This window comes from Nostoc sp., assembly GCF_036917775.1.
Lineage (GTDB): Bacteria > Cyanobacteriota > Cyanobacteriia > Cyanobacteriales > Nostocaceae > Nostoc.
In genome coordinates this window covers 90,743-116,804 of the sequence record NZ_JBALEQ010000015.1, presented here as the reverse complement: position 1 = coordinate 116,804, position 26,062 = coordinate 90,743, and the positions used below count along the sequence as shown (strand labels likewise).

Below are 26,062 nucleotides of genomic sequence, written 5' to 3'. Positions count from 1 at the left end.
TTACTGTTGAACAGGAATTAATATCTCAAATTCCGTACCTTGCCCTGTAGAAGAGTTGCATTGGATCGAACCACGATGTTTTTCCCTTATAATTTTTCGAGCGATCGCTAAAAACTCTTGTAAATATCCGACATATCGCCTCCCATCAAAACCAAAATCATCTTTGAGGGAAAAGTCAGTTTCTCCATACTCTCGATAAACTAGGGTTCTCGAGCCATTGTAGATTTCTTCAGTTACGTGGTATCCAGGAATACTAACCATGCTACTAAATCTTGAAGGCTTTCATATCTAGTCTTCCCAAATGGCTAACGCCAGTTCTATCTCAGGTAGTAATCATCAAAAATATGGGTCTGAAACCCCGTGCTTCACGCAATGCTTTAAAGTAATGAGTGGATGAAAAATGGGTATTTACTCATTACTTATTACTCATTACTCCAGAATCACCGTGCGTAGCCTTCTCCTGATGGAGACGCTGCGCGAACGGGAACGCCAAGGGCGAACAAACTGCTGTATCTGTACAATAATCGCTATTATTTAGCAAAATGACTTGCATGACTATTTTGATAGCGCTTTGATCGACTTAACTAAACTAGCAAAGGCAGAATTATACCATCACGCTTAGGAGAGAATTATGGCATCAAGAATGATGGTCGGAGGTAAATGGATAACTGATAAGAATGAGCAGAATTTAAGCGGTGAGTTCCATGAGATACCAACAACCTTTCGCGATCGCGTTACCGCCGATGGTTCTAGTGGGTTTAAGGCAGAAACCGGACGCTATCACCTCTACGTTTCCTTGGGGTGTCCGTGGGCGCATCGCACGTTAATTATGCGAGAACTCAAAGGGTTGAATGATGCCATCTCAGTCTCTATTGCTGATCTAATTCTAGGTGACTTGGGCTGGAGCTTTTCTGCATCATCAGGAGCCATAGCTGACTCGGTGAGTCATACTCAATATTTGTCAGAGATTTATCTGAAAGCTGCTCCCAAATACACAGGGCGAGTCACAGTTCCGGTATTGTGGGATCGGCAAACTCAAACTATCGTCAACAATGAATCTCGTGAAATCATGCGGATGTTTGACGTAGAGTTTGGGGAATTGGCGACACAGAAAGTAGACTTATACCCACGCGACCTACAACAGAAGATTGATGAAACGATCGATGCAATTTATATGCCAATCAATGCTGGTGTATATCGCTCTGGTTTTGCGACTTCACAAGCAGCCTACGAAAATGCTGTAACTGAACTCTTTGAGAGTTTAGATCATTGGGAAACGGTTCTGAGCAAGCAGCGCTATTTATGTGGCGTTCAACTCACTGAAGCCGATATTTGTATGTTTGTAACGCTGTATCGCTTCGACTCAGTGTATCACGGTCATTTTAAGTGCAACTTGCGGCGAATTCTTGACTATCCGAACCTCTGGAATTATGTAAAGGATTTATATCAGCGTCAGCCATTCACAGCAACGTGCAATCTAGACTATATTAAACGTGGCTATTACATGAGTATGACCGAGATTAATCCAAATCGAATTGTACCCAAGGGGCCAATCATCGATTTTGACGAACTGCACGATCGCGATCGCTTCGGTAAGCCGTAGTTACGATATGCCAAAGGCATTAAGCTTACAAGGTTCAAAATCAGTTATCTCGATCAAGTATCAAACGTATTGGTATATCGCTACACAACTATCACAACAGCGAAAATATACCAGACAAATAGGATTGCCATTCTTGGTAGTACTTATAACCCAGTAATAGAGCGATCGCGTCGTTAAACCTCACTAACACTGCTCAGTTAGAAAAGTTTTTAATTCTTTGCCTGACTCAATTCTCCAATTTTTTCTACATAATCCTCCAAAAGATCCCCTAGCTGTGGCAATCTGGGAAACAGAGATTTATCAAATCTGATATTTTTAGCTACTGCAAATTTACCCGATCAGGTTATGCAAACTCTGCCCATAGTAGATTCTTCAAATACTGCATCAAGTCAACCTATCTTTGATACAACTATCAAGCGGCGTAAAACCCGTCCCGTAAAGGTAGGAAATGTCACTATTGGCGGTGGCTACCCCGTTGTAGTGCAGTCAATGATTAACGAAGACACCCTTGATATTGATGGTTCCGTAGCTGGTATTCGTCGTCTGCACGAAATTGGCTGCGAAATTGTCCGTGTCACAGTGCCGAGTATGGCTCATGCTAAAGCTTTAGCAGAAATTAAACAAAAATTAATAAAAACTTACCAAGACGTGCCCATTGTGGCTGATGTCCATCACAATGGGCTAAAAATCGCCCTGGAAGTCTCCAAGCACATAGAAAAAGTGCGGATTAATCCGGGGTTGTATGTCTTTGAAAAGCCCAACGTCAATCGAACTGAGTATACTCAATCCGAATTTGACGAAATTGGCGATAAAATCCGCGAAACTCTAGAACCTCTGGTAGTTTCTTTGCGAGATCAAGGTAAATCAATGCGAATTGGGGTAAATCACGGTTCCCTCGCTGAGAGGATGCTATTTACCTACGGTGACACCCCAGAAGGAATGGTGGAATCTGCCATAGAATTCATTCGCATTTGTGAATCCTTGGATTTCCGCAACTTGGTAATTTCCATGAAAGCTTCACGAGTACCTGTGATGCTAGCCGCCTATCGCCTGATCGCCAAGCGCATGGATGAACTGGGTATGGATTATCCGCTACATTTAGGCGTTACCGAAGCTGGTGATGGCGAATATGGGCGAATTAAATCTACGGCTGGTATTGCTACCTTACTTGCTGATGGCATTGGCGATACAATTCGCGTCTCACTCACAGAAGCACCAGAAAAAGAGATTCCCGTCTGTTACAGCATTCTCCAAGCTTTGGGATTGCGAAAAACAATGGTAGAATACGTTGCTTGTCCTTCTTGTGGGCGCACTCTGTTTAACCTAGAAGAAGTGTTACACAAAGTCCGGGAAGCCACTAAACACCTGACTGGGTTAGACATAGCAGTTATGGGTTGCATTGTCAATGGCCCCGGCGAAATGGCAGATGCCGACTATGGTTATGTTGGCAAAACACCTGGTTACATTTCCTTATATCGTGGTCGAGAAGAAATTAAAAAAGTCCCGGAAGACAAAGGTGTAGAGGAATTAATTAACCTCATTAAGGCAGATGAACGCTGGGTAGAACCTTAAGGGGAGCAGGGAGCAGAGGGCAGGGGGACAAGGGGGAATTATTGAACAAGTCTCTCCGTCTCCCCAATCTTCCTTGTATCCTTTGTCTCTTCTTCATGCCCAATTCCCAATTCCCCTTCCCAATTCCCAATCCCCAATCTTAAAACTTTTGTATTGATAACGACTAAGGTCGCCGGATTGTCAAGTATTTTGTTTAAATTAAGAATACATACTCGGTCTGTACAGTGAAAGCCTGTGTTAGATTGAGCATACTGACTATATATTTTCCCTCTGACGCAGCTGTCATTATGGTGATTACAAAAAGTAGGCTTGTTTTGGGTGCTACGGCGGTGACACTCTCCACGATCGCAGTTACTAGCCTTGGCATTCACTCCCGTGGTCAGGCTTTATTTAAAGCAAGTCCCAAAGAAATAGTAGATGAAGTTTGGCAAATTGTTCAGCGCCAATATGTAGATGGTACTTTCAATCAAGTAGATTGGCAGGCTGTTCGTAAGGAGTACTTAAGCAAGTCCTACAGTAATCCCCAAGAGGCTTATAAGTCTATTCGGGAAATGCTGAAAAAGCTGGATGATCCATACACCCGGTTTATGAACCCAGAAGAATTCAAGAATATGCAGGTGGACACTTCTGGAGAATTGATCGGGATTGGGATCACTATCAGTCAAGATGAAAAAACTAAGCAACTGGTTGTAATTGCGCCAATAGAAGACACACCAGCATTTAAAGCTGGCGTTTTGGCAAAAGATGTCATCCTTAAAATCGACAACAAAAGCACCAAGGGGATGGATACTAATCAAGCAGTAGCCCTGATTCGAGGTGAAGCCGGAACGCAAGTTAGCCTAACGATTCAGCGCGACGGTCAGATAAAACAATTAGACATCAAACGGGCGCGGATTGAAATTCATCCAGTTAAATATTCCCAAAAGCAAACTCCAGCAGGTAATCTTGGCTACATTCGCCTGAACCAGTTCAGCGCTAATGCTGGTAAAGAAATGCAAACAGCTATCAAGGATTTAGAAAGCAAAAAGGTAGCTGGATATATTCTGGATCTACGTGGTAATCCTGGTGGTTTACTGTTCTCCAGTGTAGACATTGCCCGGATGTGGATAAATAAAGGTAAAATTGTCTCCACCGTTGAACGCCAAGGAGAGGCAGAAAAAGAAGAGGCCAACGGACGCGCCTTGACGGATAAACCTTTGGTGGTGCTAGTAGATAAAGGTTCAGCTAGTGCCAGTGAAATCCTTTCAGGGGCTTTGAAGGACAACAAGCGTGCTACTTTGGTTGGTACTCAAACCTTTGGTAAGGGACTAGTGCAATCGGTACGTCCCTTAGAAGATGGCTCAGGATTGGCGGTAACAATTGCTCATTACTATACCCCTAATGGTACGGATATTAATCACAAAGGTATTAATCCCGATGTGAAGGTAGAGTTGACCAAAGAGCAGATGCAGGAATTATGGCTCCATGAACGCGATAAACTCGCTACCCTACAAGACCCACAATTCGCTAAAGCAGTGGAAGTGATAAGTAAAAAGATTGCTGCTAAGGGCACAGCCACAGCAGAAAAATGAAGAGTTAAGAATAAAGTTAGGAGTGATTAGTAAGGATTGAGGAATAAAAAACCATCATTTCTAACTCCTAACTTAAACTGGTTGGCACTTTCCAGCTCTAATAAGTCCGACACGCCGAGCGATCGCTTCTCCTTGCGAACTAAAAGGCCCCCACTGTTCTATATTTTCTATAATCTCTAAATTATCGTCGCCAATTTTGTCGCTGGGAACAATTTCGCAATTACCAGCAGAATGCTTGACAATATACCAAGTTTGTGATTCATTCATGCTTGAGACAAAAAATCTGTTTTTTACAGTAAAGATTTTACAGCATAAAGAAAACATTTTCGCGCATCTGCGATCGCACCGAAGTTAATTGCTAAGGTCATTTGGATATGATTTAGACATTGGTTGTAACAGTGTCAAATTTTATCTACTCAGAGTTTTTGATTTTATTTTGGTGCGTTGCGTAGTTTACCACCGCAGGCATGATTTATCCTAAATTTAAAGTCAAATTCTTTCTGCCACAGCTAGGCAATATTATTTTTCCATAGAATTAATTTACAAGCGATAAATGCGCTTAGAAACTATCCTCAAATTTGTTATTTGATCTTGGCTAAGTACAGATGGATTTTAATCAAAAGATAAAGTCTATTTAAACAAGTAGATGAATTAATGTATATAACACTTTTAAAATTAAGTGAATTGATATGCGTTTACCTATCATTATCAGTGCCGGATTATTGCTATCTTTCGGCCTTAACCTACCAGTAATGTCCAAATCTCCCATAGAGATAGCGCAATCGTCAACGAAAAATAATAACTTGGATTTAAGGCGATTAAAATTTAATCGCTATTTGTGGAATCAGCAAAATATTTCCAACTATCGCTATACATTTAGTAATGGATGCTTTTGTATACCCGACGCTAGGGGGCCAGTAGTTATTGAAGTCCGTAATGGTCAAACAACTTCCATCACTTCTGTAGCTACAGGTCAAGCAGTTAATCCAGAATTCTTTCAAAACTACAAAACAATTCCTAAGCTGTTTAATGTGATTCAAGATGCTATCAACCGTCAAGCCTACAGCCTGAATGTGAGTTACAGCCCTAAACTCGGCTATCCAACCAAAATTGAGATAGATTACAACAGTCAGATAGCTGATGAAGAAATATATCTCACAATTGAGAATTTTCAGGAAATTAAATAGCCGCCGTTGCAACCATAAAATTAGAGATTAAGGCGATCTAGTGCGTAGCTTTCCATCGCAGGCATCGCCTTAATTTATGGTGTGAATCAAATTTTCTTCAAGAAATTAGATGTATAAATTTTGGTGTAGAGATGCAAAATTTTAAGCCATCGCTCATCACAAAAGCCGATTTTTTAATTGTTAACTCTTACCGAATAAATATTTCTGGCTATTTTGTCACTACATATTCATCATTAAAAAATATTTTTTTTGTATCACTGAATACTTGATATTGAAACGAAGAACTTGGACACTGTTTTTGTAATCAAAAGCACAAAAACGTGAAAAAAACCAAGATTTTCAAGTTTCTACTGCCATTCGTGACGGTGTTCTTATTCATAATTGGGTTAGCACAGATTGTACCAGCCCAGTCATCAGTAAGTGTTCACCTAACTCTTGGCAATCCTAGCAACGCTGGAACTTCTAGCCAAAATAACTACTTGTTGGTAAAACCACAATATGTAATTGGTTACAACTGCTCAATAGGTAGACCAAATTGGGTATCTTGGCAGTTAAATAATAGTTGGTTAGGTAGCACACCGAGGCAAGATACTTTTCGAGCTGATACAACACTTCCTTCTGGGTGTTATCAAGTTCAATCTACCGATTTTAGTGGAAGTGGGTTTGATCGCGGTCACATGACACCTAGCGCTGACAGAACTAGTAGTGTTACTAATAATTCTGCCACCTTTTTGATGAGTAACATGATTGCTCAAGCCCCAGATAACAATCAGGGAATTTGGGCAAACTTAGAGGATTATGCCAGAACTTTAGTAGGACAGGGTAAAGAACTCTACATCATATCTGGTGGATATGGGATGGGTGGTACTGGTTCTAACGGAACGTTCTATACAATAGCTAATGGACGGGTTCAAGTCCCAAACAGAACTTGGAAAATTATTGTTGTATTGAATAGTCCTGGTTCAGGTCTTGCTGGTGTGACAACCAGCACGAGAGTTATTGCTGTCAATATTCCCAACGCCCAAGGCGTGCGAACAGCAAATTGGAGAAGCTATCGGGTTAGTGTTGACTCATTAGAATCCCTAACTGGATACAATTTTCTCTCACAAGTTTCAACATCTATTCAGTCTGTTATAGAAGCGAAAGTTGATAATTTATAAGTTTGGATGATTTCAAAAATGAGAAAGCCTAGCTGTACAGATGGCTAGGCTTTTATTTAAAGAAATTTCCAACCTGCTTACTAGGTTTCAACCAGTTTTGTTACTACTCCGGCTAAGTCACCGTCTTGAGTTTGTCCGATGATATAAGCGTCAATATTTATTTGTCCAACACGATAAACGCTGATGTCACTAAGATTATCTTTAAGTGTCTGAATGAGTGTTTGAAATCTTTTAACATCTTTTTTCTGTAATTCATTGTGCCACTCTTGCTCAAATGCACAATTACGAAATAGATAGTCCAAGTCTACTACTTCTACTGGCAGGTTTTGAGAACCTGTTAGCTGTAATATTTTCTCCTGGGTTGCAGGTGCAGCACCTTCCCATTGAACAACCTCAAAAGGGTAATCCGACTCGCTCATCATTAATAAGCCAGTACTAGCTTCCTTGAGTTTTTCGACAATATCGCCGCTCATAGTCATCAGTTTCTAGCAACGCTCATACTGTATCATTCAGGCAGTAGGAAGGAGGGATACGAAAGAGAGATATGTAGGAGGAAGCAACGCCGCAGCGATGCCTGCGGCGGGCTACGCCTACGCTAATCAGAAAATTTTAGGGCTTTGAAGTTCCTGCTTCTGGCTGGATCAAAATAGGCGCTCCACCTTTTTCAGAACCAATAATCACAATTTTAGAATTATTTGATTGAGCTAGCTTTTCTGTCGCTTCAATCGCTCGTAATTGTAGCACCTGGTTGGTAAGTCCACCAGAGATAATTTTTTGAGAATCAGCTATGCCTTGAGCTTCAATACGCTTTCGTTCTGCCTCTTGACGCTCTTTCTCTAAAACAAATTTCATCTGCTGGTTTTCTTGCTCTGTCTTGAGTTTGTTTTGAATTGCCGCTTGTAAAGTATCAGGCATTTTGACGTTTCGTAAAAGAGCTTCCTCAACGATGAAACCCAAAGTGGGTATCTCTTGCGTGAGTTGTTGGTCAATTTTTTGGGCGATTTCTTGACGTTTGGTAGAGTAAATCGCACTGGCTGGGTAGTTTGCCGTGATAGCGCGAACAGTAGAGCGGAATCTGGAAATTACCAGTTGTGTTTCATCAGTTCCAATGGTTTTATATACTGTAGCTGCTTTCTGGGGATCGAGCTTGTACTGAAGACTGACATCAAGATTTAAACTCAAACCTTCTTGGGTTGTTACATCTATGTTTTCTTTCACATCCTTAATGCGAGTGGAAAAATTCAGCACTTTGTTAAAAGGGTTCAAAAAGTGGACACCAGGATTAAGAGTACTTTCGGAAATCTCACCAAATAAGTTGACGACACCAATATTGCCTGGTGGGACAATCACCAAAAGCCTAGAAATAGAATTCAGTATTGCAATACTGCTAATCAATATCGTAATTGTGCGTATTGCTAAACGTGACTTTTCGCCAGAGATCCTACCTGTATTGAGATAAATGAGGATTCCAATCAGGCTAGTTAGAAGAGAGATTATAAAGCCCATGATTTTTTTGTGTGTGGTTAAGACGGATATACTTAATCACATAATTCCCAAATGCTTTTATGAAACTTTCTCTCAAGGGTAGCAAGCTATAATTTTGCTTTGCACCGTTTATTGTGGGCAGAACTCTTTTGTCATTGAGAAGGTTGATACCCCTTTTAACTCATTACTCTTGATGGCATCCCAGATTGTTAGGATAACGTTGAAAGCGTATTAAATATTCATTAATAAAAAGCCCCACATATTTAAGTGCAGGGCTTTGATTTCAGATAAATTCAAAATTACTTGCCGTTGCCGTTACCACCATTGCCATTGCTGTGAATGACGCGTTCAGCGAGTTTTTCCGGCACTTCCTGGAGATGGTCATATTCCCAGTGGAAGGAACCAACGCCGAGAGTGAGCGATCGCAGTTCTACAATAAAGTTTTGCATCTCTGCTTGTGGCAAGTATGCCGAAACATTATCCCAGCCTTGCCAATCATTTCTACCTTCATAGCCTAAAATTTGCCCCCGTCTACCACTCAACAGTTGCAGCACCTTGGAGGTAAATTCGCTCGGTGTAGTCACTTCCACGCGCAGAATTGGTTCTAACAGGGTAGGTTCTGCTTGAGGTATCCCCGTTTGCATTGCTAATCGCGCAGCTTGCTTAAAGGCTTGTTCAGAACTATCAACGTTGTGATACGAACCATTAGTCAGAGTTACCGCCAAATCGACAATTGGGAAGCCCAAAGGCCCATGTGTGAGAAATTCCCGCACGCCCATTTCCACCCCAGGAATGTACTGTTTAGGAACCACGCCGCCGACAATGGTTTCATTAAAGTTGAAACCTGTACCGCGTGGTAAAGGCTTGATGTCGAGAAAAACATCACCAAACTGTCCATGACCACCACTTTGGTGCTTATAGCGACCATGAACTGAAGCCACTGTTTTGCGAATGGTTTCTTTGTAAGGCACTTGCGGCAAATGGGTTGTCATCGGCAAATTATATTTGCGGCGCAGTCTGTCTAAGGTAACTTGTAAATGAATCTCACCTTGACCCCACAGAATTACTTCGTGAGTATCGCCGTGTTGTTCCCAAGCAAGTGAACAGTCTTCTTCTAATAACTTGGTAATGGCACTACTGAGTTTCACTTCATCGTTGCGCTTTTCTGGTGTAATGGCGAGGGCATACACAGGTTCCAACTGTGCGGCTTTGGGTAATTCTATTGCAGACTGTTGTTCGATAGAGATTGTATCGCCTGTTTTGATTCCTTCTAAACGGCTCAATGCAACAATTTCACCAGCATTAGCTTGGTTAACAAACTGCTGTTGTTGTCCCATAAGGCGGTAAATTCCACCACTACGAATGCCATTGAGGACAATGCCATCAGTTAATTTACCCCGCCAAACACGCACGAGAGAAAGTTTGCCACCTTGGGGAGTGTAGTAAGTTTTTAATACCTGCGCTAGAGGTGTATCACCTTTTAAGTTTTTTAAACGGCGTTCTGCTGTAGTTTCTGGTTCAGGTGCTTCCCGTAACAAGGCTTCTAATAAAGGTCTAACACCATAATCTTGTTCTGCCACACCAAAGAAAACGGGGACTACTAAATCTGCCCCTAATTCCATTTTTAAATCTTTGAGGATTTCCTCTTGGGGTGGTTCGATATCTTCTAAAAGTTCTTCGAGTAAATGATCGTCAAAATTTGCTAGGGCTTCGAGCATTTCTGCCCGTGCTTCATGTTCTTCTTCTTTTAAATTTTCGGGGAAGGGAATGGGGTCAGCAGGTGCGCCTGGATGATATTTATATGCCTGTTCACTGACCATATCGATAAAGCCGGTGAGTTGTTCCCCGTTCATGATGGGATATTGATGTGCTACCAGGGGACGGCTAGATACTGCTTTGAGGGCGTGTAATGTTTCTAAAACGTGAATATTTGCCCGATCCATTTTGTTGACGAAGACGAGGTGGGGAATTTCCCAATCGTCCAGAAATTTAAATAGAGGGGCGAGGGTGAGGACTCGTTCGCGGATGGGTTCGCAAACTACAATTGCCGCATCCACTCCGATTAAAGCGTTGTACGTTTCTTGGGCAAATTCTACGCTTCCCGGACAGTCAATAAAAGTGAAGCAAATGCCGTTATACTCAGTGCTAGCGGCGCTGACTTCTACACTCATGTGGCGATCGCGCGACTCGGCAGCACTATCTCCCACTGTATTGCTGTCTTTAATGCTGCCTTTACGAGAAATTGCCCCTGTGACAAATAACAAGCTTTCTAGTAAAGTAGTTTTTCCACTTAAATAAGGCCCGACAATTGCAACATTCCGCGAACCCGATTTTACTTTTTCGTTCATAAAATCCTCCTTGCGGTAAGTCTTTTATAACCGCATGATTCCGTATATATCAATGGTTGAAGAAGAATCCAGCTATTCTGAATGGGCTAAACCTTAGCTATCTGCTAACAGGATTCATAAATCTTGACAGTAGCTAGTCCGCGAGCGTCTTAAACCGAATTTATTAATCCGCCAGTTGTACAGAATTCATTCTGTTCGCGGAGCGTGCCGGAGGCATTATTCTGGCTCCTGACTCCTGAATTCTATTTGATAAAAATTGTTATCTGGAGTCAAAATTACCCTTCTTTAATTTGTTATTATCCTTCTTTTAATCGAAAGTTAAAAAAATTGTAGCCTGTTGTAAGATTTAGCTTAATAAAAGTTAATCTTAGTAAAGATTAATAGCGAATCTAAAATTTTTGTAAATAACTTTTTATGAAGTAAATTTAACTGAAAGTGTTGCGAATCAGAAAATCAATGAGATTATCATTTTCTAAATATCCCATAGCAGGGTTAGTCAGTTTGACTTTGTTGGTTGTTAGCATTCCCTCCCCTTCTCTTTCTCTCTCTGGGTCTATCCCTTCAAAGCTGGCACAATCTAATGGAAAAACAGCCATAGACTGGTTAAACCAAGGTTTGCAGGCAATTCAGGCGGGTAAAGTACAAGATGCGATCGCAGCCTTTAAACAAGCAGCCAAGTTAGATCCAACATTAGCACCAGCGTACTATAATTTAGGGCTAGCATACCGACAAACAGGACAATTACAACCCTCTGCGGACGCATTTTATCGAGCAACGCAAGCCGATCCTAAGTTTGCTCCAGCTTTTGCTAATTTAGGTGGTGCGTTGTTAGAAGGCAATAATTTACAGTTAGCTAACGATTATTTGCAACGAGCCTTAGAACTCGATCCCAAACTGGGATTTGCCCACTATAACTTTGGGTTAGTACGAGAGCAGCAAGGAGATTGTGAGAAAGCGATCGCATCTTTTAAAAAAGCCATAGAATATAGCAAAAATGCACCAGAACCTCCTTACCATATAGGGATGTGTTATCTACAAAAAGGTAAGCTCGATCAAGCAAGAGATGCCTTTAATCAGGCAGTAAAAATTAATCCGAAATATCCAGAAGCTTACTACAATCTCGGCTCAATTTGGTTTCAACAAGGCAAGTTACAAGAAGCATTAGAGGCTTTTAGAAAATCAGCTGAAGCTAACTCTAACTATCCCAACGCTTATTATGGTGCAGGATTAGTTTTTATGCAGTTAAAGCAATATGGAGATGCCGTACAAGTATTCCAATTTGCTAGAGATTTATATAATGCTCAGAAGAATCCTCAATGGACGAAAAATGCCGAGCAATTGTTGCAACAGGCACAAAATTTAAATCACCAACCTCGCTGAGGCGCAAAAGCTTAATATTGCATAACATAAAACTATTGGGTTGACTCGCTGGTGTTGTCTGAACTTGTCCCGATTGGAAAAATGTACATGCAAAAGCGCCAGAAAAGTCGATTTTTATTTAGCGATCGCTGGCTTGATCGGCACTCAATTGTTCGCAACATGGAAGCCTTTCAAGACTTGATTGTGATTGTCTTGTGTTTAGGTTTATTTGCCGTCATGCTGATCCAATTGTGGGGGATAGCTATCGCCCTCACGCAGCCACTAGACTATAAACACGTGACTGCAAAAATACTATTTGTGTTAATTTTAGTCGAGTTATTTCGGCTATTAATGGTCTACTTGCAAGAACATAGTATCTCTGTGGGAGTAGCCGTTGAAGTAACAATTGTATCTCTACTACGAGAAATAGTAGTTCATGGAGCGCTGGAAATTTCCTGGGTTAATACGCTTGCAATTTGTGGTTTGTTATTTGTTTTGGGTGGACTACTTGTAGTCTGCGCTAAAACTCCACACATGGATTGTATGAGCGCTAATACTAAGCTTTGTCCGGTTGTGTATAGAGGAGGTAGGGAACGGCAAAATGATTTGGAATTCCAGTATTCACGTCAATGTGATGAAAACAAACCGCTTGGCTAAATTTTGATGAAAATAGGGAGTAGGGAGTGGGGAGAGACACGATTAATCGCGTCTCTCCCCACTCCTTTGCTTGACGCTGTATTAGTAACTTAGATGGATCTAAAATCTAAAATGGTATAACCTACTTTTGCAAGGTACTTCTGACGTATTGAAATATACTCTTTTTGGAAGATGAATCGCTCTTTAAGGGTGAGTATAAAGTTAATTAGAAATTCTAAAAGAGGATCAAGCAATGGCTACAAATACAGGTAATGGACAGTCTCAAACAGCGATTAGCGACTTGGAATATGATTTTGTCACCGTTTTGCACAACAAAGCTGAAGCCATTAAAGCTTATGATAGCTACATCAAAGATGCAGAGCAAGTAGGTTCTCAGCCTTGTGTAGAGTTGTTCCAGAAATTACGGCAATCTGATATTGAGCAAGCACAAGAGGTTCGCCAACATCTACAAGAAGTGATGCAACACGGTAAAATGTAACCCAGGTTTTTAACTGCATAGGCGTAGATATCGCTTCTGCTTTAGTAAAACTAAATAAAAAAGAGGCGATGTCTACGACGGGCTACGCCTACGCACTTTACGTAAAAAACTTTATTAACTGATATCTTGCACACTTTGCTTAAGAAATATATAGCACAGTATTTCCAGAGATAAAGCGCAATACTCAGACAATCGCCCACTATCAGCCAGACTGATTCTGGGCTACTTGCTGTACTTGCGCCATCGTTAAATCAAGAGCCACCGCCACTTGTTCAACACTCAACCCCAATCCCAACAACCGGGGAATAGCTTCTAACTTAGCTTCCTGTCTACCTTCCTGTCTACCTTCCTGTCTACCTTCCTGTCTACCTTCCTGTCTACCTTCCTGTCTACCTTCCTCCAAGCCATCTTGCTTGATAGATTGATACATCCTTGTTTTTTTGAATTCGTCGTCTATACCCAACATTTCTGCTAACTCCTCTCGGCTTAACCGGGTAAATTTGTACAACAGGATAGTCTCTATCAATTCTACAATTTGCTTCCTGGTTGTTTCATCTGCTAGTTGTTGCCTTGCTTGTAAAATTAGTTCTCTACCTTTGTCAAGAGCTGTCTCTTCTCTTTCGATAATTAATTTAACGATCGCAACTTGAAGTGAGTTCTCCGCCGTATCTAATTCATCTAGATAAATCCGTTGCACTTGGGAACTGTTTAGCAGCAATTGATACGGTAGTTGATCGCTTGGATCTAAACTTCGTTGTGGATAGATGACGACAGCACGCCAAAAATTGACTGATTCGTTTTGACGTAAGTAAAGAAAGATTTCGGCAAAGAAGCGTCTATAAAAAGTCGGGTCTAATTGAAACTGGACTTCAACAAAGTAGAGTGGTTGATTTGTGGTTTCAGTTGTGGGCATGAATACCCCATCAATCCTAAAAGCCGTTTCTTTTAGTTCGACTGAAACAAATTGATATGCGTTGACGTTGACAGTATTATCGCCAATTATTGCAAAAAATATGCTAGGGAAAGATTGAAATAAGCTATAAAATATTTTGTCAGTTTGCACTTGGATTTAGTCAAGCGGAAATTGGATATTCAAAGTTTATCAAAAATCGTGTATCCACGTCTGATTACGCATGAAAAAAAGCAGAGAGTAACCATCATCTGCTTTAATTCAAAAACCCATTATCTCATTTACTTAGATACCAATTGATTAACTGGAGCAATCCCAGCCAAATCTAAAATTGGTGCGATCGCATCTTCCCGCTTTACTGCCATCAAATGGACACCTTGACACAATTGCCGTGCTATCTGCACTTGTTCGGCTGCAATTTTTATCCCTTCCTCAAAAGGCTCTTTGGCTTTTGCCAATCTATCAATAATATGTTGGGGAATATTGACACCCGGAACACATCTATTAATAAACTGGGCATTTTTTGCCGATTTCAACAAGAAAATTCCTGCCAAAATCGGTTTTTTATAGCCAGAGGCAATGGTATCCATAAACTTTTCTAGGCGTTCAAAATCGGTAATCAACTGACTTTGAAAAAACTGCGCTCCGGCTTCGATTTTGCGTTCAAATCGACTTTGTAAACCCGACCAACTTTTACATTGTGGATCTACTGCTGCACCAACAAATAAATCTAGCGCTCCATCAGTCAAAGGTTTTTCGTTGCAATCAACGCCTTGATTCATCTTTCGAATTAGTTGCAGCAGTCGCACCGCTTCTAAGTCAAACACTGCTTTGGCATCTGGATGATCTCCTGCTTTTACTGGGTCGCCAGTCAAAGCTAAAATATTACGGATACCTAAAGCATGAGCGCCCATTAAATCAGCTTGTAAAGCAATGCGGTTGCGATCGCGGCAAGCAACTTGACAGATCGGCTCTATACCATTTTGTGACAAAATCACCGACGCGAGTAACGAAGACATCCTTAACACGGCGCGGCTACCATCAGTAACATTGACAGCATGAACCCTTCCCTTAAGAGTCGCCGCCATTTGAATCATGTGCGCTGGATTTCCCCCTTTCGGGGGTGCTACCTCGGCGGTAACTAGAAATTCACCTGCTTGTACAGCTCTGCGAAAGGCTGTGGGGCTATGGGTGTGATACATAAAATTAAGAATTTCAATTTCTTAAATGGTATAGCAAATCACACCTAAAAGCGAAAATTTAGACAGGAAGCGAGTAGCCTAAAGCAGCTTTTACTTGTGATAAAGTTTGATTTGCGATCGCTCTAGCTTTTTCCCCTCCATCCCGCAATACAGACTCCAAATAGCTTTTATCTGCCGTTACCGCTTGATATTTTTCTTGGATTGGTTTCAAGGACTCAATAATTGTATCCGTCAATAATGGCTTGAATTGTCCCCAGCCCATATCCTGGCACTCAACTGCTACATCTTCCTTTCTCTTTCCAGACAGCAATGTATACAGTGTCAACAAATTATTACACTCTGGACGTGCTGGATCGTCGAAAGTCAGCCCACGAATCGGATCGGTTTTACAACGCTTAATCTTATATTGAATCTGTTCGGGTGAATCGAGCAAACTGATTCGGCTTAACTCCGAAGGATCGGACTTCGACATTTTGCGTGTACCATCCGCTAAACTCATCACCCTTGCCCCTTCCTTACGAATCAAAGGGTCTGGTAACTTTAGAACTGGCTGATCTGGTTTACCAAATTGGTGATTTAACCGAGCTGCAATATCCCTTGTCAATTCCAAGTGTTGCTTTTGGTCTTCACCCACTGGTACTTTATCCGCTTGGTAAAGCAAAATATCAGCCGCCATCAAGACTGGGTAATCCAACAAACCCGCACTCACATTTTCTCCCTGTTTAACAGCTTTTTCCTTAAACTGGATCATGTCTTGCAGCCAGTTTAGAGGTGTAATGCAGTTGAGCAACCAGGTGAGTTCACTGTGGGCTGAAACGTGAGATTGTACAAAGATGGTGGAGTGATTTAAATCAAGACCACAAGCTAGATAGAGAGCAGCAAGAGTGTAGGTATCAGCTGCTAACTGGCTTGGGTCGTGTGGTACTGTAATCGCGTGCAAATCAGCCACAAAGAGGTAATTTTCGTATTCACTCTGACCTTCTACCCAGTTGCGAATGGCTCCTAAGTAGTTACCTAGATGGTAATTGCCCGTTGGTTGAACTCCAGAAAGAACACGTTGCTTGCCCATAAATTTCAACTAAGTTATCTCAAATCTGCGCTAATAAAGTCGCTTCTCTACGAGACGCTGCGCCAATGCGCCTACGCAAAACTCATTTAATTTTGACATTTTCCAGGTCAACTCGCTGTTACGGGATTAGAGATTTTAACTCAAATCCGATTGCTATAGAAACTCTTCAATGCTTTTTTGCCACTGCTTGGGTTTGAAACTGCTTTTCATCTTCCAAGCGAATTGTGCCAAGATATGCGTGTAGGTACTAACGCTGACAAGGGTGGGCGTTCTGCTGTCCGCAAGCTTAACTGCGGCCAAGATGTGGTGAATTTTTATTTTGAAGCTTAAGGACGTTAGAAGACTAATGAAGCAGTACTCTCATCTCACTATTATTTCTTACATATTAGGACCTACTTTGATCGTGGTGAGTCATTTAGGATCACTACTGATTATTGTTACTGGCTTATCGTGGGGTGCTGTCTTGTGGGCCGTGTTGTTATATGTAATACGAATGCTTGCAACTACTGGCATCTATCATAGGCTACTCACCCACAAGAGCTACCAGGCTCCAACCTCAGTTCTATGCGTTGGAAGCATCGTAGCTGCTTCAGCCGGACAGATGGGGCCAAGTTGGTGGAAAGCTCACCATATGGAGCATCATCAATACTCAGATCAGGAAAAAGATCCTCATTCTCCCTATATGCCTTTCAAGGGGATCAAAGGATTCTGGTGGTCTCAAGCTGGATGGTTATTCTCCCCAGAGTTTTTTCCCTCAAAACTTCCCACAGATGTTGAGAGTAATGTGGTTTTGAAGATTGTTGATCGTTTGCACTTCATTCCCACCTTTGCTCTTGGTGCGTTCTCATACTACATTGGTGGAGTTGAATATCTCGGCGCTTTTTTCCTCAGTACGACTGTCCTTTTCCACTGTGTCGCCACCGTCAATTCACTCAGCCACATACTGGGCGAGCAACCGTTCATAACCAATGATTACAGTCGGAACCATTGGCTCGTAGCATTTCTAACCTTGGGTGAAGGCTGGCATAATCTTCATCACGCGTTCCAGTGGTCAGCTCGGCATGGCATAACCGTGCGAGAAGGCCAGGTTGCCTATCTTCCAGATCCAACATTTTGGTTCATTAAAATCCTTGAGTTCCTCAAGCTAGCGTCAAAGATTAGAGTGCCTTCTGAACCAGAACTTATTGCTCGCGCCAGAAACCGCAACTTTCAAAACTCAGTGTTCAAGGCAAAAGCAAAGATATCCGTCTGATATTTTGGTTGACAGATGGCTCAGAAAAAAAGTCTGTTCCTTGCCGTCTCAGTCAAGAATCTAAGGATTTAACTGGCTAAAGATGTTTTTGTGAAGAAAGCATCTTCAGCTAGTTAAATAAGGAAGGGCAGGATGTTCATCCCCGATGAGGGAAAACACTAGCTTTGTCCGGTTAAGCATGAACCATTAAAAATTGACCATTACCATTATATTCTCCATCACAACTAGCAAAATTACGAATAAACCATATCAAATAAAACCTCCATATCCGGCGAAACTTGGCATAGTCTATGCCATAGTTTAATGTTTTTATTGTTGCCTGGTTGTCGTCAAAATTTTGTAACCAGTTAGTTAGGGTTTTAGAGTAATTAGAGCCATTAAGATACCATCTTTGAATTGTTTTGAGGTCTTCTTGATGACTTGGAACTGCATCGTAATTCCAGTAACGACCGTGTGGAAAAATATATTTGTGGGTGTAAACGCTAGACATATTGTTAGGGATGCGGACTGTGATAATGTGAATTAAAACTTTGCCATCATCCTTCAAAAACGAAGCTAATTTTTTAAAGGCTGCTGTTAAGTTACCAACATGACAAAAAACACCAATCGAGAGAATTTTATCAAACTTTATCTCGAAATTTGCATTATTCAAATCACCTTCATATAGAGTAAATCGATCTGAACTGAGATAACTCTCAGGATCTTGCATTTTGCGGCGGATATATTCGCATTGCTCGTGGCTCAAATTAAGACCCGTAAATTTGACATTGGGGAACTTAGAAAGAATGTAATTAGGAACACATCCCCACCCGCACCCAAAGTCTAAGATATTGTCTCCATCCTTGATGTCTAGTTTTTCAATCACATCATCAATCATCTGCATCTGGGATTGCTCAAGGTTTAATGCTCCTTTTTCCCACAATCCCATACTGTACTTAGGATAAATGAGTTTCCCGTCCCCCAACATAGTATTCAGCATGGCTTGAGGCAAGTCGTACTGAATTTTCATTAATTCCTGCGAACCTTCGGCGAGATGATCAGTTTCTTTTAATACCCATTCATACGGTGCCAAGAGGGATGGAAAATACTGGAAGAAAATTGGCATACAGGTATCGAAAAGCGATTCTAGAACGGAATCAGGAACTTCTAATCCGTTGATATAAGCTTCTGCTACTGCCATCTGGACTGTGTTAACTACCTCAACCGCCCCACGAGTTACTTGGTATGCAAATGGACTCTTAATATTTATATCTCCCACAATAGGGATATACTTTTCTATTTCTTCCAGCAGGGTACTAGCAGTCATACTCATACTCCTAACAAGCATTGAAATTAATGCTATATGAGTACAATAATTAGATTTTTTTAGCTTTTTATGACCAAAACGTAAGAAGTTGTAACATACATTTAGGAATATTTATCTCCAACACACCTGATGCCACTTTAACTTGATAAAAGGTAAGCATAGTAAAGACAAACATCCTATAACTTGGCATTAACTGCGTTTATTTCTCATAATTGTTTGACATCAGGGTGTTGTTCGCTCAACTCATTTCCGTTTCTAATAGCAGTTGGTTGCGATCGCTCTTCTGATATATGTTGGGTTACGCTCCACTCCACCCAACCTATTTTAAACAGAAATGGTATAAAGTCACCCATTCAGGTGAAGGCATACAGAGATGTAACGCCTATGATGAAGTAATATTAAGCAACTATAAAGCTAATTATGCGTCTAGTTGTTAGCTTATTAATCAAAATTTAATCGAAAAATTTTAACAATTCTCCATTCTTTTACTTGGCCTTTAACTACAGGCTACTCCCATAAAGCAAGATTAATTAGGCTGTTAGATATGGCTACGCACATAGAAATTCCTGTTATTGGCAAAGTTAAGTATCCATTTCGCTGGTTGATAGGGCTGATAACAGGGGGTGTTTTGGTTGTTGGTACGATCACAACCTACACCCTGATAAATCAAGGGACAAAAGAAGATATTGCTCAATTAACTGTGCCAGTGGCGGCGAAAAACGTCACATTGAGAATTACAGCTAGCGGTAAAGTCGTACCAGTTCAGAGCGTAAATATTAGTCCGAAGAACCCCGGAGTGCTATCGCAATTATATGTACAACAAGGCGATCGCATTCAACAAGGGCAAATCCTGGCCCGCATGGATAGTGCAGGTATTGAGGCTCAAAGGAGTCAATATCGTGCTAACTTAGCCCAAAGTCAAGCACAACTTGCCGAAGCCCTTGCTGGTAGTCGTCCTCAAGAAATCGCTCAAGCAAAAGCGCGGTTAGCACAAGCTCAAGCCCAGCTAGCCCAAGCTAGGGCTGGTAATCGTCCCCAAGAGATTGCTCAATCTCAATCCCAAGTGGATGCGGCTCAAGCAAAGGTGAATTACACCAATGAACAGGTAAAGCGTTATCAATATCTATATCAACAGGGAGCAGAGAAAAAACAATTATTCGATCAAGCTCTCAGCGAAGACAAAAGTGCTAGAGCGAATTTAGAAGAAGCTAAAAAAAGATTGTCGTTAGTCCAAAGTGGTAGTCGGACTGAGGAAATCGACCAACGTCAAGCAGCTGTTAATGAAGCACGGGCAGCCTTGGTACTGTTAGAAGATGGTACTCGTTCTGAGGAAATTGCCCAGCGCCAAGCGGCTGTAGCCAGTGCTGAAGCCCAATTGAAAGGTGTGCAAGTGCAGTTGGAAGATACAATTATTCGCGCTCCACTTTCGGGAATTGTGACGCAAAAATATGCAGAACCAGGTGCTTTTGTCACACCCACCACTTCTGCTTCTACTAGCGCATCGGCAACTTCTAGTTCAATTGTCGCCGTAGCACGTGGGTTAGAAATATTAGCTCAAGTTCCTGAAGCCGATATTGGCAGAATTAAACCGGGACAGCAAGTGGAAATTGTCGCTGATGCTTATCCCGATCAAGTCTTTAAAGGTCATGTGCGTCTAATTGCTCCAGAAGCAGTGGTGGAACAAGGTGTGACATCCTTCCAGGTGCGGGTTGCTCTTGATACTGGTACAGATAAACTGCGTTCTGGCTTAAATGTGGATCTGACTTTTTTAGGCGATCGCGTCAATAATGCCTTAGTGTTACCAACGGTGTCAATTGTCACTGAAAAAGGTCAAACTGGTGTACTTGTACCAGATGCAAACAATAAACCCCAGTTCCGCGAAATTACAGTTGGGGCACAGATTCAAGACCAAACTCAGATACTAGGGGGAGTTAAAGAAGGCGATCGCGTTTTTGTTAATCCACCCAAAGACTACAAAATCGAGAAGGCGAAAGAAAAGAATAATTCGTAATTTTTAAGATATGAATTTTTTAGAAAGTGTCCAAATGGCGGGGAAAACCCTGCTATCAAACAAGCTGCGTAGCACCCTCACCATGCTGGGTATAGTTATTGGTAATGCCTCAGTAATTGCCATGATTGGTATTGGTGAAGGTGGGCAAAAATATGTGAATAAACAGCTAGAGTCATTAGGGCCAAATGTGCTGTTTATACTGCCAGGTAATCGAGAAACTCAGCGTATCTCCTTTGAAGTGCCAAAAACTCTGGTGTTACAAGATGCCGAAGCGATCGCTTCTCAAGTACCAACAGTAGTAGGAGTTGCGCCAGAGTTAAACAGGAGACAGGTAGTTACATATAGCAACCGAAACACTGATGTCAACATCATTGGTACAACTCCCAGCTTCTTATCAGTGCGGGATTTTGAAACTGCTAAAGGCAGATTTTTTAGTGAGGTAGACATTAAGCGAAATAACCAAGTCGTTGTCTTAGGTGGAGACTTGGCAGAAAAACTATTCGGTAATAGTAACGCTATTGGTCAGCAATTGCGAATTGGAAATACTAGCTTTCAAGTGATTGGGATATTAATAGCCAAAGGTTCCAGCGTGGGAGCAGATTATGATGATGCAGCGCTCATACCAATCACAACCTCAGCAAACCGACTTGTGGGAAAGAATTCTCCCTATGGTATCGCCTTAGATTATTTTGTGGCTGCGGCTCGTAATTCAGAGAGTGTGGATGCAGCAGAATTTCAAATTACTAATTTGCTGCGTCTGCGGCACAAAATTAATGGTGAAGATGACTTTACTATCCGCTCTCAAAAGGATGCTTTGCAAACTGTCGGTCAAATTACAGGTGCATTGACAATTATGCTAGCAGCGATCGCGGGGATATCATTGTTTGTCGGCGGCATTGGCATTATGAATATTATGCTTGTCTCCGTCACCGAACGCACCCAAGAAATCGGATTGAGAAAAGCGATCGGGGCAACTGAGCAAGATATTTTGCTACAGTTCATTATTGAAGCAGTAATAGTTTCCGCAGCTGGTGGTTTAGTTGGGACTGCGGTTGGTATCAGTGGCATTCTATTAGTGGGAGCCTTGACTCCCTTAGAAGCAAGTCTTTCGCCTGTAGCAATTACTATGGCAGTTGGTGTCTCTGGTGGTATTGGTTTATTCTTTGGTGTTGTTCCCGCCCGTCGCGCTGCTAAACTCGACCCGATTGTGGCTTTGAGAAGTGCTTAATAATAGGGCAATACGCTTGATTTAAGGTTTGATCCTCCCTAACCCTCGTTAAAAAGGAGGGAATGGGAGCAAGCCTTTTTAAAGGGGTTTATCACTAACCGACAACTTTCGCTATAGTGGACTATTTTTACACTCCCACGCCTTAAAGTCATAAAATTCTTGGTTGATCGAGGTAAAACTACTGAATTGGGGCAAGAATTTTTCGCCATAACTTTCTCAACTTGATTCCTAATTAGGGAAACAAATTTGTCAAGATCGAATGGTTTAAGTAAATATTCTTCAAACTCTACATTTGGAATTAGGTCGTGAGTACCTGTGGTAGATGTTGAAGTCACAATGATTGGAATATGATTTCCATTATCTGCTTCCATTGCAGTCAATGTATTGAGTAACGTATAAATACTCTCACCTAAAAACCTAATTTCACAGACAATAATGTTGGGTGTGAACCAACTCAGGATTTTTAAAGCTTCTTTTACTGAACCAGCAGTAATCACATTTGTACTCTGGTCTTTGAGTACAAATGCGTACAAATCTCTACTATCGCGATCATTGTCTACAACGAGTACTTGTACACTTTTGAGTATCTCAGCCGCCAAGCAAAAGCCATTGATTAAATTCATAACAAGACCTGCGATGAGGGATTTAAGTGCAAAGTGGACTGAAAAATCCTTAGTAGAGACGCGAAATCGTACTCGGCTACCCTAACGCGTCTCTACTGTATTAGGTCAAAAGGTGCATTTGTTGAAAATGGGGCATAGGTCATTACAAGAGAGATTTTCCCGACTTCTGCAAGAAGTCTATTGAAAACAGCTAAAAGCAGATTCTGGCTCAATATAAGAGTAGTCAACAAAGAAAAGTACCGAAAGAAGAATTTTTGCTATAAATCAAACCGAAAAACTTTCTTTCTGTAATATCGCAAAGCATTGTTTGATTTTCTAAGTTAGTTGATTAACTACGATATAAAACGTAATAAATCTCACCCTCAATCCCTCTCCTTAGCATGAAGAAGGAGAGAATTTACCTTACTCAAATACGGGGTGATGTTCAAACTGTATTGCATCGAAGTAAGAACCGTCATAATTAACCAAAAGGATTATTGCCATTCCCTGTCCTCAAGTTCCTTTTGAGGTAACAATAAGGTGGCTTCAATTTCCTGCCTGATAGCAGCCGTCACTTCACAATTGCTATGCAGACAATCGAGTAGTAACTTATTGGCATCGTAGTATCGTTGCAAAACTTGCTGTTGTTCATCGCTAAACTGCCATTGGTGGTTAATGTTGCGATAATTAATGACTGTCATCTTTAACTGTTCAGCCCAGGCTGAATAGTTTGTCTGCCCCCATAGCCTAAGCCGTTCTTGATTTTGACGAGAACTTGGCAATTGGTCAGAGAGTTGTTGCAGAGATTTATGAAGTCCAACATCCAGAACTATACCCAAAATGTTTGAGAGAGCATCTCCACAGGCGTGGATGTGGGCAAAGTCCTGGCTCCCATCAATTGCACATTCGAGCAGTAGGTCATCTAAAGCCGTATCCAGAAACATTCCCTGGTCGAGGCTGCTGGCTAGGGCAAAGTGAGAAGCTATGTGAGGAGTCCGACTTAAGGCAAGGTAAAAGGCTCGAGTTGTCGCCTCTTTTGGTTGGCTGGGAATAGTACGAGATTTTTGGCTTGCCCAGGCCAAAAATTCTTGTAAATAAGAGTCTTGAGCAACCAGTGCATCAATCTGTTGCTTCATCAACTGTACTAAAGAGTCTGCACTTCGGAGCATAGTAGCTGTTAACAAGAAAATTTCGTGCCAATGCGGGTCTGTAATGTGGCTAACTAATCCTTCTAAAGCTTCCCCAAATGCCTCTAGATTATGGCTGGCAACGATTTTTCTTGCTGTGAAGTATTCTTGAAATGCCAGATAGGAAAAGGAAAAAATTCCCCGCGCCCGTTCTGCTAGTAGCCCATGTTGAGCCTCCATCGCTTTCAGTGCTGCTTCGCTTTCTATTTGCAGTTCTTCGGCATCCATTGGTACTTTGGTCAGATTCTGAATATAGTCACCAATGTATTGCTCAACGATGCGTTGCTCAAAAAAGTACTGACCTTGCTCAAATGTCGCTGCTGCAATCTGACTCAATAACTTGAGCTTTTGTGGTAATAAAAACCCTCGGTAAACTTCATCCCTTTCAATGCCTTTGGCTTCATCCCATTTGCCCAATAGAAGGTCTAAACCTTGCTTATAAAAGTCAGTCCGCTTAGTCGGAAATTTTTCTTGACCGTGAAATACCCAGCAAGCAAGATGCAGAAAGAGGGGTGTAACTACAAGTTGGCGAAATTGCCAGTTTTCATCTAAGTCTAACTTCTCAATAAACTGAACAGACAGTGCTTGACCGTCTTGAATGTTGGTTTTGGTAAATGTCACAAACCATTTTTGAGCAAAGGCGATGATTTGTTCTGAGGTAAATGGGGCAATCTCAACATCGGTAAAGCCTCGGAGTCTGAGTTTTTGAGATGCTGTTCGACAGGCTGCCACAAACTGATTTTTGTGATAATTGTCTGAAAACCTGCGAATTTCGCTTAAGACAGTATTGCTTTGTTGGTTAAGAATTTCATCCATACCGTCAAGCAAAATTAAGACTCTGCCTGCATTTAGCAAAGTTTCTATAGCTGAGGAATCGAAAATTCCAGATGTGAGGAACTCCTGGCGGATGTATTTTAATAGGCTGAACTCGTTGGTGACTTTAGATTCTTCAGCAAAATTTCTCAGGGTGATGAAGATCGGAACTAAGTTTCCTGCAAATGTGCCTTGGTTACATTGAATGGCGAGATATTGTAAAAAGGTGGTTTTACCTACTCCAGGTTTGCCTAGTACCCTGAGCTTAGAGTATGTTTCAACTGCCTGTGTACCAGGTATTTGGTTTTGATCGGCATCACCTAAGCCAAAACGGTCAAATTGTTTGGGATCTAGGTTTTGCAGCGCAGTGATTTCTAACCACTGTTGACTGGCAATTGACTCCAAAATATTCACATCTATATATATGTCATCGATCGCAACGGGACGGCTGATATCTAATAACTGCAAAATCCCACACTGGTCTTGAATTTTGTCGAAGCGTTGCGATCGCACTTTTTCCACCAAGCTATCAATATCCAGCACCAGGGGCCGGCCGTATTCTTCTAGTTCCATGAATTCTGCCGGTGGATTGCTAGCAATCTCCCGCCAATTCAGTTCTAATACAGAACAAATTTCAATAAAAGTATGACGCTCAACTGGACGACCACTAAAAAATCGCCAAATCGGTTGTCTAGTCTTGAGGTTAACTTCGGCTGACAAATTGTCTTGAGTCCACCCCTTGAGAGCAAATGCTCTTTTAGCCTGTTCAATACCGATGAGTGATGCTTGGAGCGATCGCTTGACCATCTGACAAAACCTGCTCCTCAAATCATTAACTTTAACTTTTATTAATATCTGCAATCTTATCGCTTTTGTTGTGATATTAGCATTTTACTCCTTTAAAGTTATACAAAATCCCAGGGTATGCTCTCAAACTTTTAAATTTTTGTATCAAATTCAAACGTTATACATTTATCTTATACATTTCAAACATTTGATAATACCTAAATTCAAACACTTGTCTGTAATACTTAATTAAATCTTATAGGGCTAATTGCTAAT

General features: G+C 41.4%; 22 protein-coding genes. 11 read left to right on the top strand and 11 right to left on the bottom strand.

Annotated elements, in window-relative coordinates; translation table 11 throughout:
- Positions 1 to 261: a hypothetical protein gene (locus V7K69_RS02125; protein ID WP_335030968.1), complete on the bottom strand. Its 261-nt coding sequence runs from the start codon at positions 259 to 261 to the stop codon at positions 1 to 3.
- Positions 262 to 631: 370 nt separating this feature from the next.
- On the opposite strand from V7K69_RS02125, the gene V7K69_RS02120 reads away from it, so the two are divergent.
- The 3 genes from V7K69_RS02120 (at position 632) to ctpC (ending at position 4,746) form a co-directional block, all read left to right on the top strand.
- A complete protein-coding gene (locus V7K69_RS02120) occupies positions 632 to 1,603 on the top strand; it encodes a glutathione S-transferase family protein (protein ID WP_335030966.1) in 972 nt (323 codons plus the stop codon).
- A gap of 345 nt (positions 1,604 to 1,948) precedes the next feature.
- Positions 1,949 to 3,175 carry a (E)-4-hydroxy-3-methylbut-2-enyl-diphosphate synthase gene (gene ispG / locus V7K69_RS02115; protein ID WP_335030964.1) on the top strand — a complete coding sequence of 409 codons (1,227 nt, stop codon included), beginning with the start codon at positions 1,949 to 1,951 and terminating at the stop codon, positions 3,173 to 3,175.
- Between the two features lie 287 nt (positions 3,176 to 3,462).
- Positions 3,463 to 4,746 (top strand): carboxyl-terminal processing protease CtpC, encoded by a 1,284-nt coding sequence (ctpC, locus tag V7K69_RS02110; RefSeq protein WP_335030962.1) that lies wholly within the window; start codon positions 3,463 to 3,465, stop codon positions 4,744 to 4,746.
- A 72-nt stretch (positions 4,747 to 4,818) separates the two neighbouring features.
- Here the strand turns inward: ctpC and V7K69_RS02105 are convergent, their stop codons facing one another.
- On the bottom strand, positions 4,819 to 5,013 hold the full coding sequence (locus V7K69_RS02105; RefSeq protein WP_335030961.1) for a DDE transposase family protein: 195 nt from the start codon (positions 5,011 to 5,013) through the stop codon (positions 4,819 to 4,821).
- A 422-nt stretch (positions 5,014 to 5,435) separates the two neighbouring features.
- Between V7K69_RS02105 and V7K69_RS02100 the strand changes: the two genes are divergently transcribed.
- Complete coding sequence (locus tag V7K69_RS02100) at positions 5,436 to 5,933, top strand: DUF6174 domain-containing protein (protein ID WP_335030959.1); 498 nt, start codon at positions 5,436 to 5,438, stop codon at positions 5,931 to 5,933.
- Positions 5,934 to 6,253: 320 nt separating this feature from the next.
- The gene (locus V7K69_RS02095) at positions 6,254 to 7,093 is read left to right on the top strand and encodes a DNA/RNA non-specific endonuclease (protein WP_335030957.1); all 840 of its coding nucleotides are present in this window, start codon (positions 6,254 to 6,256) and stop codon (positions 7,091 to 7,093) included.
- An 80-nt stretch (positions 7,094 to 7,173) separates the two neighbouring features.
- Here V7K69_RS02095 and V7K69_RS02090 read toward each other — a convergent pair whose 3' ends face one another.
- The 3 genes from V7K69_RS02090 to V7K69_RS02080 form a co-directional block, all read right to left on the bottom strand.
- On the bottom strand, positions 7,174 to 7,566 hold the full coding sequence (locus tag V7K69_RS02090; protein ID WP_335030955.1) for a nuclease A inhibitor family protein: 393 nt from the start codon (positions 7,564 to 7,566) through the stop codon (positions 7,174 to 7,176).
- 136 nt (positions 7,567 to 7,702) lie between these two features.
- Positions 7,703 to 8,599, bottom strand: a complete 897-nt coding sequence (locus V7K69_RS02085; protein WP_335030953.1) for an SPFH domain-containing protein — start codon at positions 8,597 to 8,599, stop codon at positions 7,703 to 7,705.
- A 278-nt stretch (positions 8,600 to 8,877) separates the two neighbouring features.
- On the bottom strand, positions 8,878 to 10,926 hold the full coding sequence (locus V7K69_RS02080; RefSeq protein ID WP_335030951.1) for an elongation factor G: 2,049 nt from the start codon (positions 10,924 to 10,926) through the stop codon (positions 8,878 to 8,880).
- 456 nt (positions 10,927 to 11,382) lie between these two features.
- Here V7K69_RS02080 and V7K69_RS02075 point away from each other — a divergent pair, with 456 nt between their 5' ends.
- From V7K69_RS02075 to V7K69_RS02065, 3 genes are all read left to right on the top strand, one after another.
- Complete coding sequence (locus V7K69_RS02075; protein WP_335030949.1) at positions 11,383 to 12,306, top strand: tetratricopeptide repeat protein; 924 nt, start codon at positions 11,383 to 11,385, stop codon at positions 12,304 to 12,306.
- Between the two features lie 81 nt (positions 12,307 to 12,387).
- Entirely contained in the window at positions 12,388 to 12,942 is a 555-nt protein-coding gene (locus V7K69_RS02070; protein ID WP_185580504.1) for a phosphate-starvation-inducible PsiE family protein, read from the top strand.
- Between the two features lie 232 nt (positions 12,943 to 13,174).
- On the top strand, positions 13,175 to 13,420 hold the full coding sequence (locus V7K69_RS02065) for a hypothetical protein (RefSeq protein WP_335030946.1): 246 nt from the start codon (positions 13,175 to 13,177) through the stop codon (positions 13,418 to 13,420).
- 202 nt (positions 13,421 to 13,622) lie between these two features.
- On the opposite strand, the gene V7K69_RS02060 is transcribed toward V7K69_RS02065, so the two are convergent.
- The 3 genes from V7K69_RS02060 to trpS all read right to left on the bottom strand — a co-directional run bounded on the left by V7K69_RS02060 (position 13,623) and on the right by trpS (position 16,601).
- Entirely contained in the window at positions 13,623 to 14,483 is an 861-nt protein-coding gene (locus tag V7K69_RS02060) for an Rpn family recombination-promoting nuclease/putative transposase (RefSeq protein ID WP_335030944.1), read from the bottom strand.
- A gap of 128 nt (positions 14,484 to 14,611) precedes the next feature.
- On the bottom strand, positions 14,612 to 15,532 hold the full coding sequence (locus V7K69_RS02055; RefSeq protein WP_163933560.1) for a methylenetetrahydrofolate reductase: 921 nt from the start codon (positions 15,530 to 15,532) through the stop codon (positions 14,612 to 14,614).
- 58 nt (positions 15,533 to 15,590) lie between these two features.
- Entirely contained in the window at positions 15,591 to 16,601 is a 1,011-nt protein-coding gene (gene trpS / locus V7K69_RS02050; RefSeq protein WP_335030941.1) for a tryptophan--tRNA ligase, read from the bottom strand.
- Positions 16,602 to 16,947: 346 nt separating this feature from the next.
- On the opposite strand from trpS, the gene V7K69_RS02045 reads away from it, so the two are divergent.
- Positions 16,948 to 17,853, top strand: coding sequence for an acyl-CoA desaturase (locus V7K69_RS02045; protein ID WP_335030939.1), 906 nt, complete (start codon positions 16,948 to 16,950; stop codon positions 17,851 to 17,853).
- Between the two features lie 172 nt (positions 17,854 to 18,025).
- Here V7K69_RS02045 and V7K69_RS02040 read toward each other — a convergent pair whose 3' ends face one another.
- A complete protein-coding gene (locus V7K69_RS02040) occupies positions 18,026 to 19,159 on the bottom strand; it encodes an SAM-dependent methyltransferase (protein ID WP_335030936.1) in 1,134 nt (377 codons plus the stop codon).
- Positions 19,160 to 19,703: 544 nt separating this feature from the next.
- Between V7K69_RS02040 and V7K69_RS02035 the strand changes: the two genes are divergently transcribed.
- Positions 19,704 to 21,170 carry an efflux RND transporter periplasmic adaptor subunit gene (locus V7K69_RS02035; RefSeq protein WP_335030934.1) on the top strand — a complete coding sequence of 489 codons (1,467 nt, stop codon included), beginning with the start codon at positions 19,704 to 19,706 and terminating at the stop codon, positions 21,168 to 21,170.
- A 10-nt stretch (positions 21,171 to 21,180) separates the two neighbouring features.
- Entirely contained in the window at positions 21,181 to 22,398 is a 1,218-nt protein-coding gene (locus V7K69_RS02030; protein WP_335030932.1) for an ABC transporter permease, read from the top strand.
- A 38-nt stretch (positions 22,399 to 22,436) separates the two neighbouring features.
- On the opposite strand, the gene V7K69_RS02025 is transcribed toward V7K69_RS02030, so the two are convergent.
- Complete coding sequence (locus V7K69_RS02025; RefSeq protein WP_335030930.1) at positions 22,437 to 23,021, bottom strand: response regulator; 585 nt, start codon at positions 23,019 to 23,021, stop codon at positions 22,437 to 22,439.
- A gap of 473 nt (positions 23,022 to 23,494) precedes the next feature.
- Positions 23,495 to 25,807 carry an NACHT domain-containing protein gene (locus V7K69_RS02020; protein ID WP_335031021.1) on the bottom strand — a complete coding sequence of 771 codons (2,313 nt, stop codon included), beginning with the start codon at positions 25,805 to 25,807 and terminating at the stop codon, positions 23,495 to 23,497.
- Positions 25,808 to 26,062: the final 255 nt, after the last annotated feature.

Excerpts from the sequence above, each read along its gene's own strand:
- V7K69_RS02125 (WP_335030968.1), bottom strand. The coding sequence starts at position 261 with ATGGTTAGTATTCCTGGATACCACGTAACTGAAGAAATCTACAATGGC.
- V7K69_RS02120 (WP_335030966.1), top strand. The coding sequence starts at position 632 with ATGGCATCAAGAATGATGGTCGGAGGTAAATGGATAACTGATAAGAAT.
- ispG (WP_335030964.1), top strand. The coding sequence starts at position 1,949 with ATGCAAACTCTGCCCATAGTAGATTCTTCAAATACTGCATCAAGTCAA.
- ctpC (WP_335030962.1), top strand. The coding sequence starts at position 3,463 with ATGGTGATTACAAAAAGTAGGCTTGTTTTGGGTGCTACGGCGGTGACA.
- V7K69_RS02105 (WP_335030961.1), bottom strand. The coding sequence starts at position 5,013 with ATGAATGAATCACAAACTTGGTATATTGTCAAGCATTCTGCTGGTAAT.
- V7K69_RS02100 (WP_335030959.1), top strand. The coding sequence starts at position 5,436 with ATGCGTTTACCTATCATTATCAGTGCCGGATTATTGCTATCTTTCGGC.
- V7K69_RS02090 (WP_335030955.1), bottom strand. The coding sequence starts at position 7,566 with ATGAGCGGCGATATTGTCGAAAAACTCAAGGAAGCTAGTACTGGCTTA.
- V7K69_RS02085 (WP_335030953.1), bottom strand. The coding sequence starts at position 8,599 with ATGGGCTTTATAATCTCTCTTCTAACTAGCCTGATTGGAATCCTCATT.
- V7K69_RS02080 (WP_335030951.1), bottom strand. The coding sequence starts at position 10,926 with ATGAACGAAAAAGTAAAATCGGGTTCGCGGAATGTTGCAATTGTCGGG.
- V7K69_RS02075 (WP_335030949.1), top strand. The coding sequence starts at position 11,383 with ATGAGATTATCATTTTCTAAATATCCCATAGCAGGGTTAGTCAGTTTG.
- V7K69_RS02070 (WP_185580504.1), top strand. The coding sequence starts at position 12,388 with ATGTACATGCAAAAGCGCCAGAAAAGTCGATTTTTATTTAGCGATCGC.
- V7K69_RS02065 (WP_335030946.1), top strand. The coding sequence starts at position 13,175 with ATGGCTACAAATACAGGTAATGGACAGTCTCAAACAGCGATTAGCGAC.
- V7K69_RS02055 (WP_163933560.1), bottom strand. The coding sequence starts at position 15,532 with ATGTATCACACCCATAGCCCCACAGCCTTTCGCAGAGCTGTACAAGCA.
- trpS (WP_335030941.1), bottom strand. The coding sequence starts at position 16,601 with ATGGGCAAGCAACGTGTTCTTTCTGGAGTTCAACCAACGGGCAATTAC.
- V7K69_RS02045 (WP_335030939.1), top strand. The coding sequence starts at position 16,948 with ATGAAGCAGTACTCTCATCTCACTATTATTTCTTACATATTAGGACCT.
- V7K69_RS02040 (WP_335030936.1), bottom strand. The coding sequence starts at position 19,159 with ATGACTGCTAGTACCCTGCTGGAAGAAATAGAAAAGTATATCCCTATT.
- V7K69_RS02035 (WP_335030934.1), top strand. The coding sequence starts at position 19,704 with ATGGCTACGCACATAGAAATTCCTGTTATTGGCAAAGTTAAGTATCCA.
- V7K69_RS02030 (WP_335030932.1), top strand. The coding sequence starts at position 21,181 with ATGAATTTTTTAGAAAGTGTCCAAATGGCGGGGAAAACCCTGCTATCA.
- V7K69_RS02025 (WP_335030930.1), bottom strand. The coding sequence starts at position 23,021 with ATGAATTTAATCAATGGCTTTTGCTTGGCGGCTGAGATACTCAAAAGT.
- V7K69_RS02020 (WP_335031021.1), bottom strand. The coding sequence starts at position 25,807 with ATGGTCAAGCGATCGCTCCAAGCATCACTCATCGGTATTGAACAGGCT.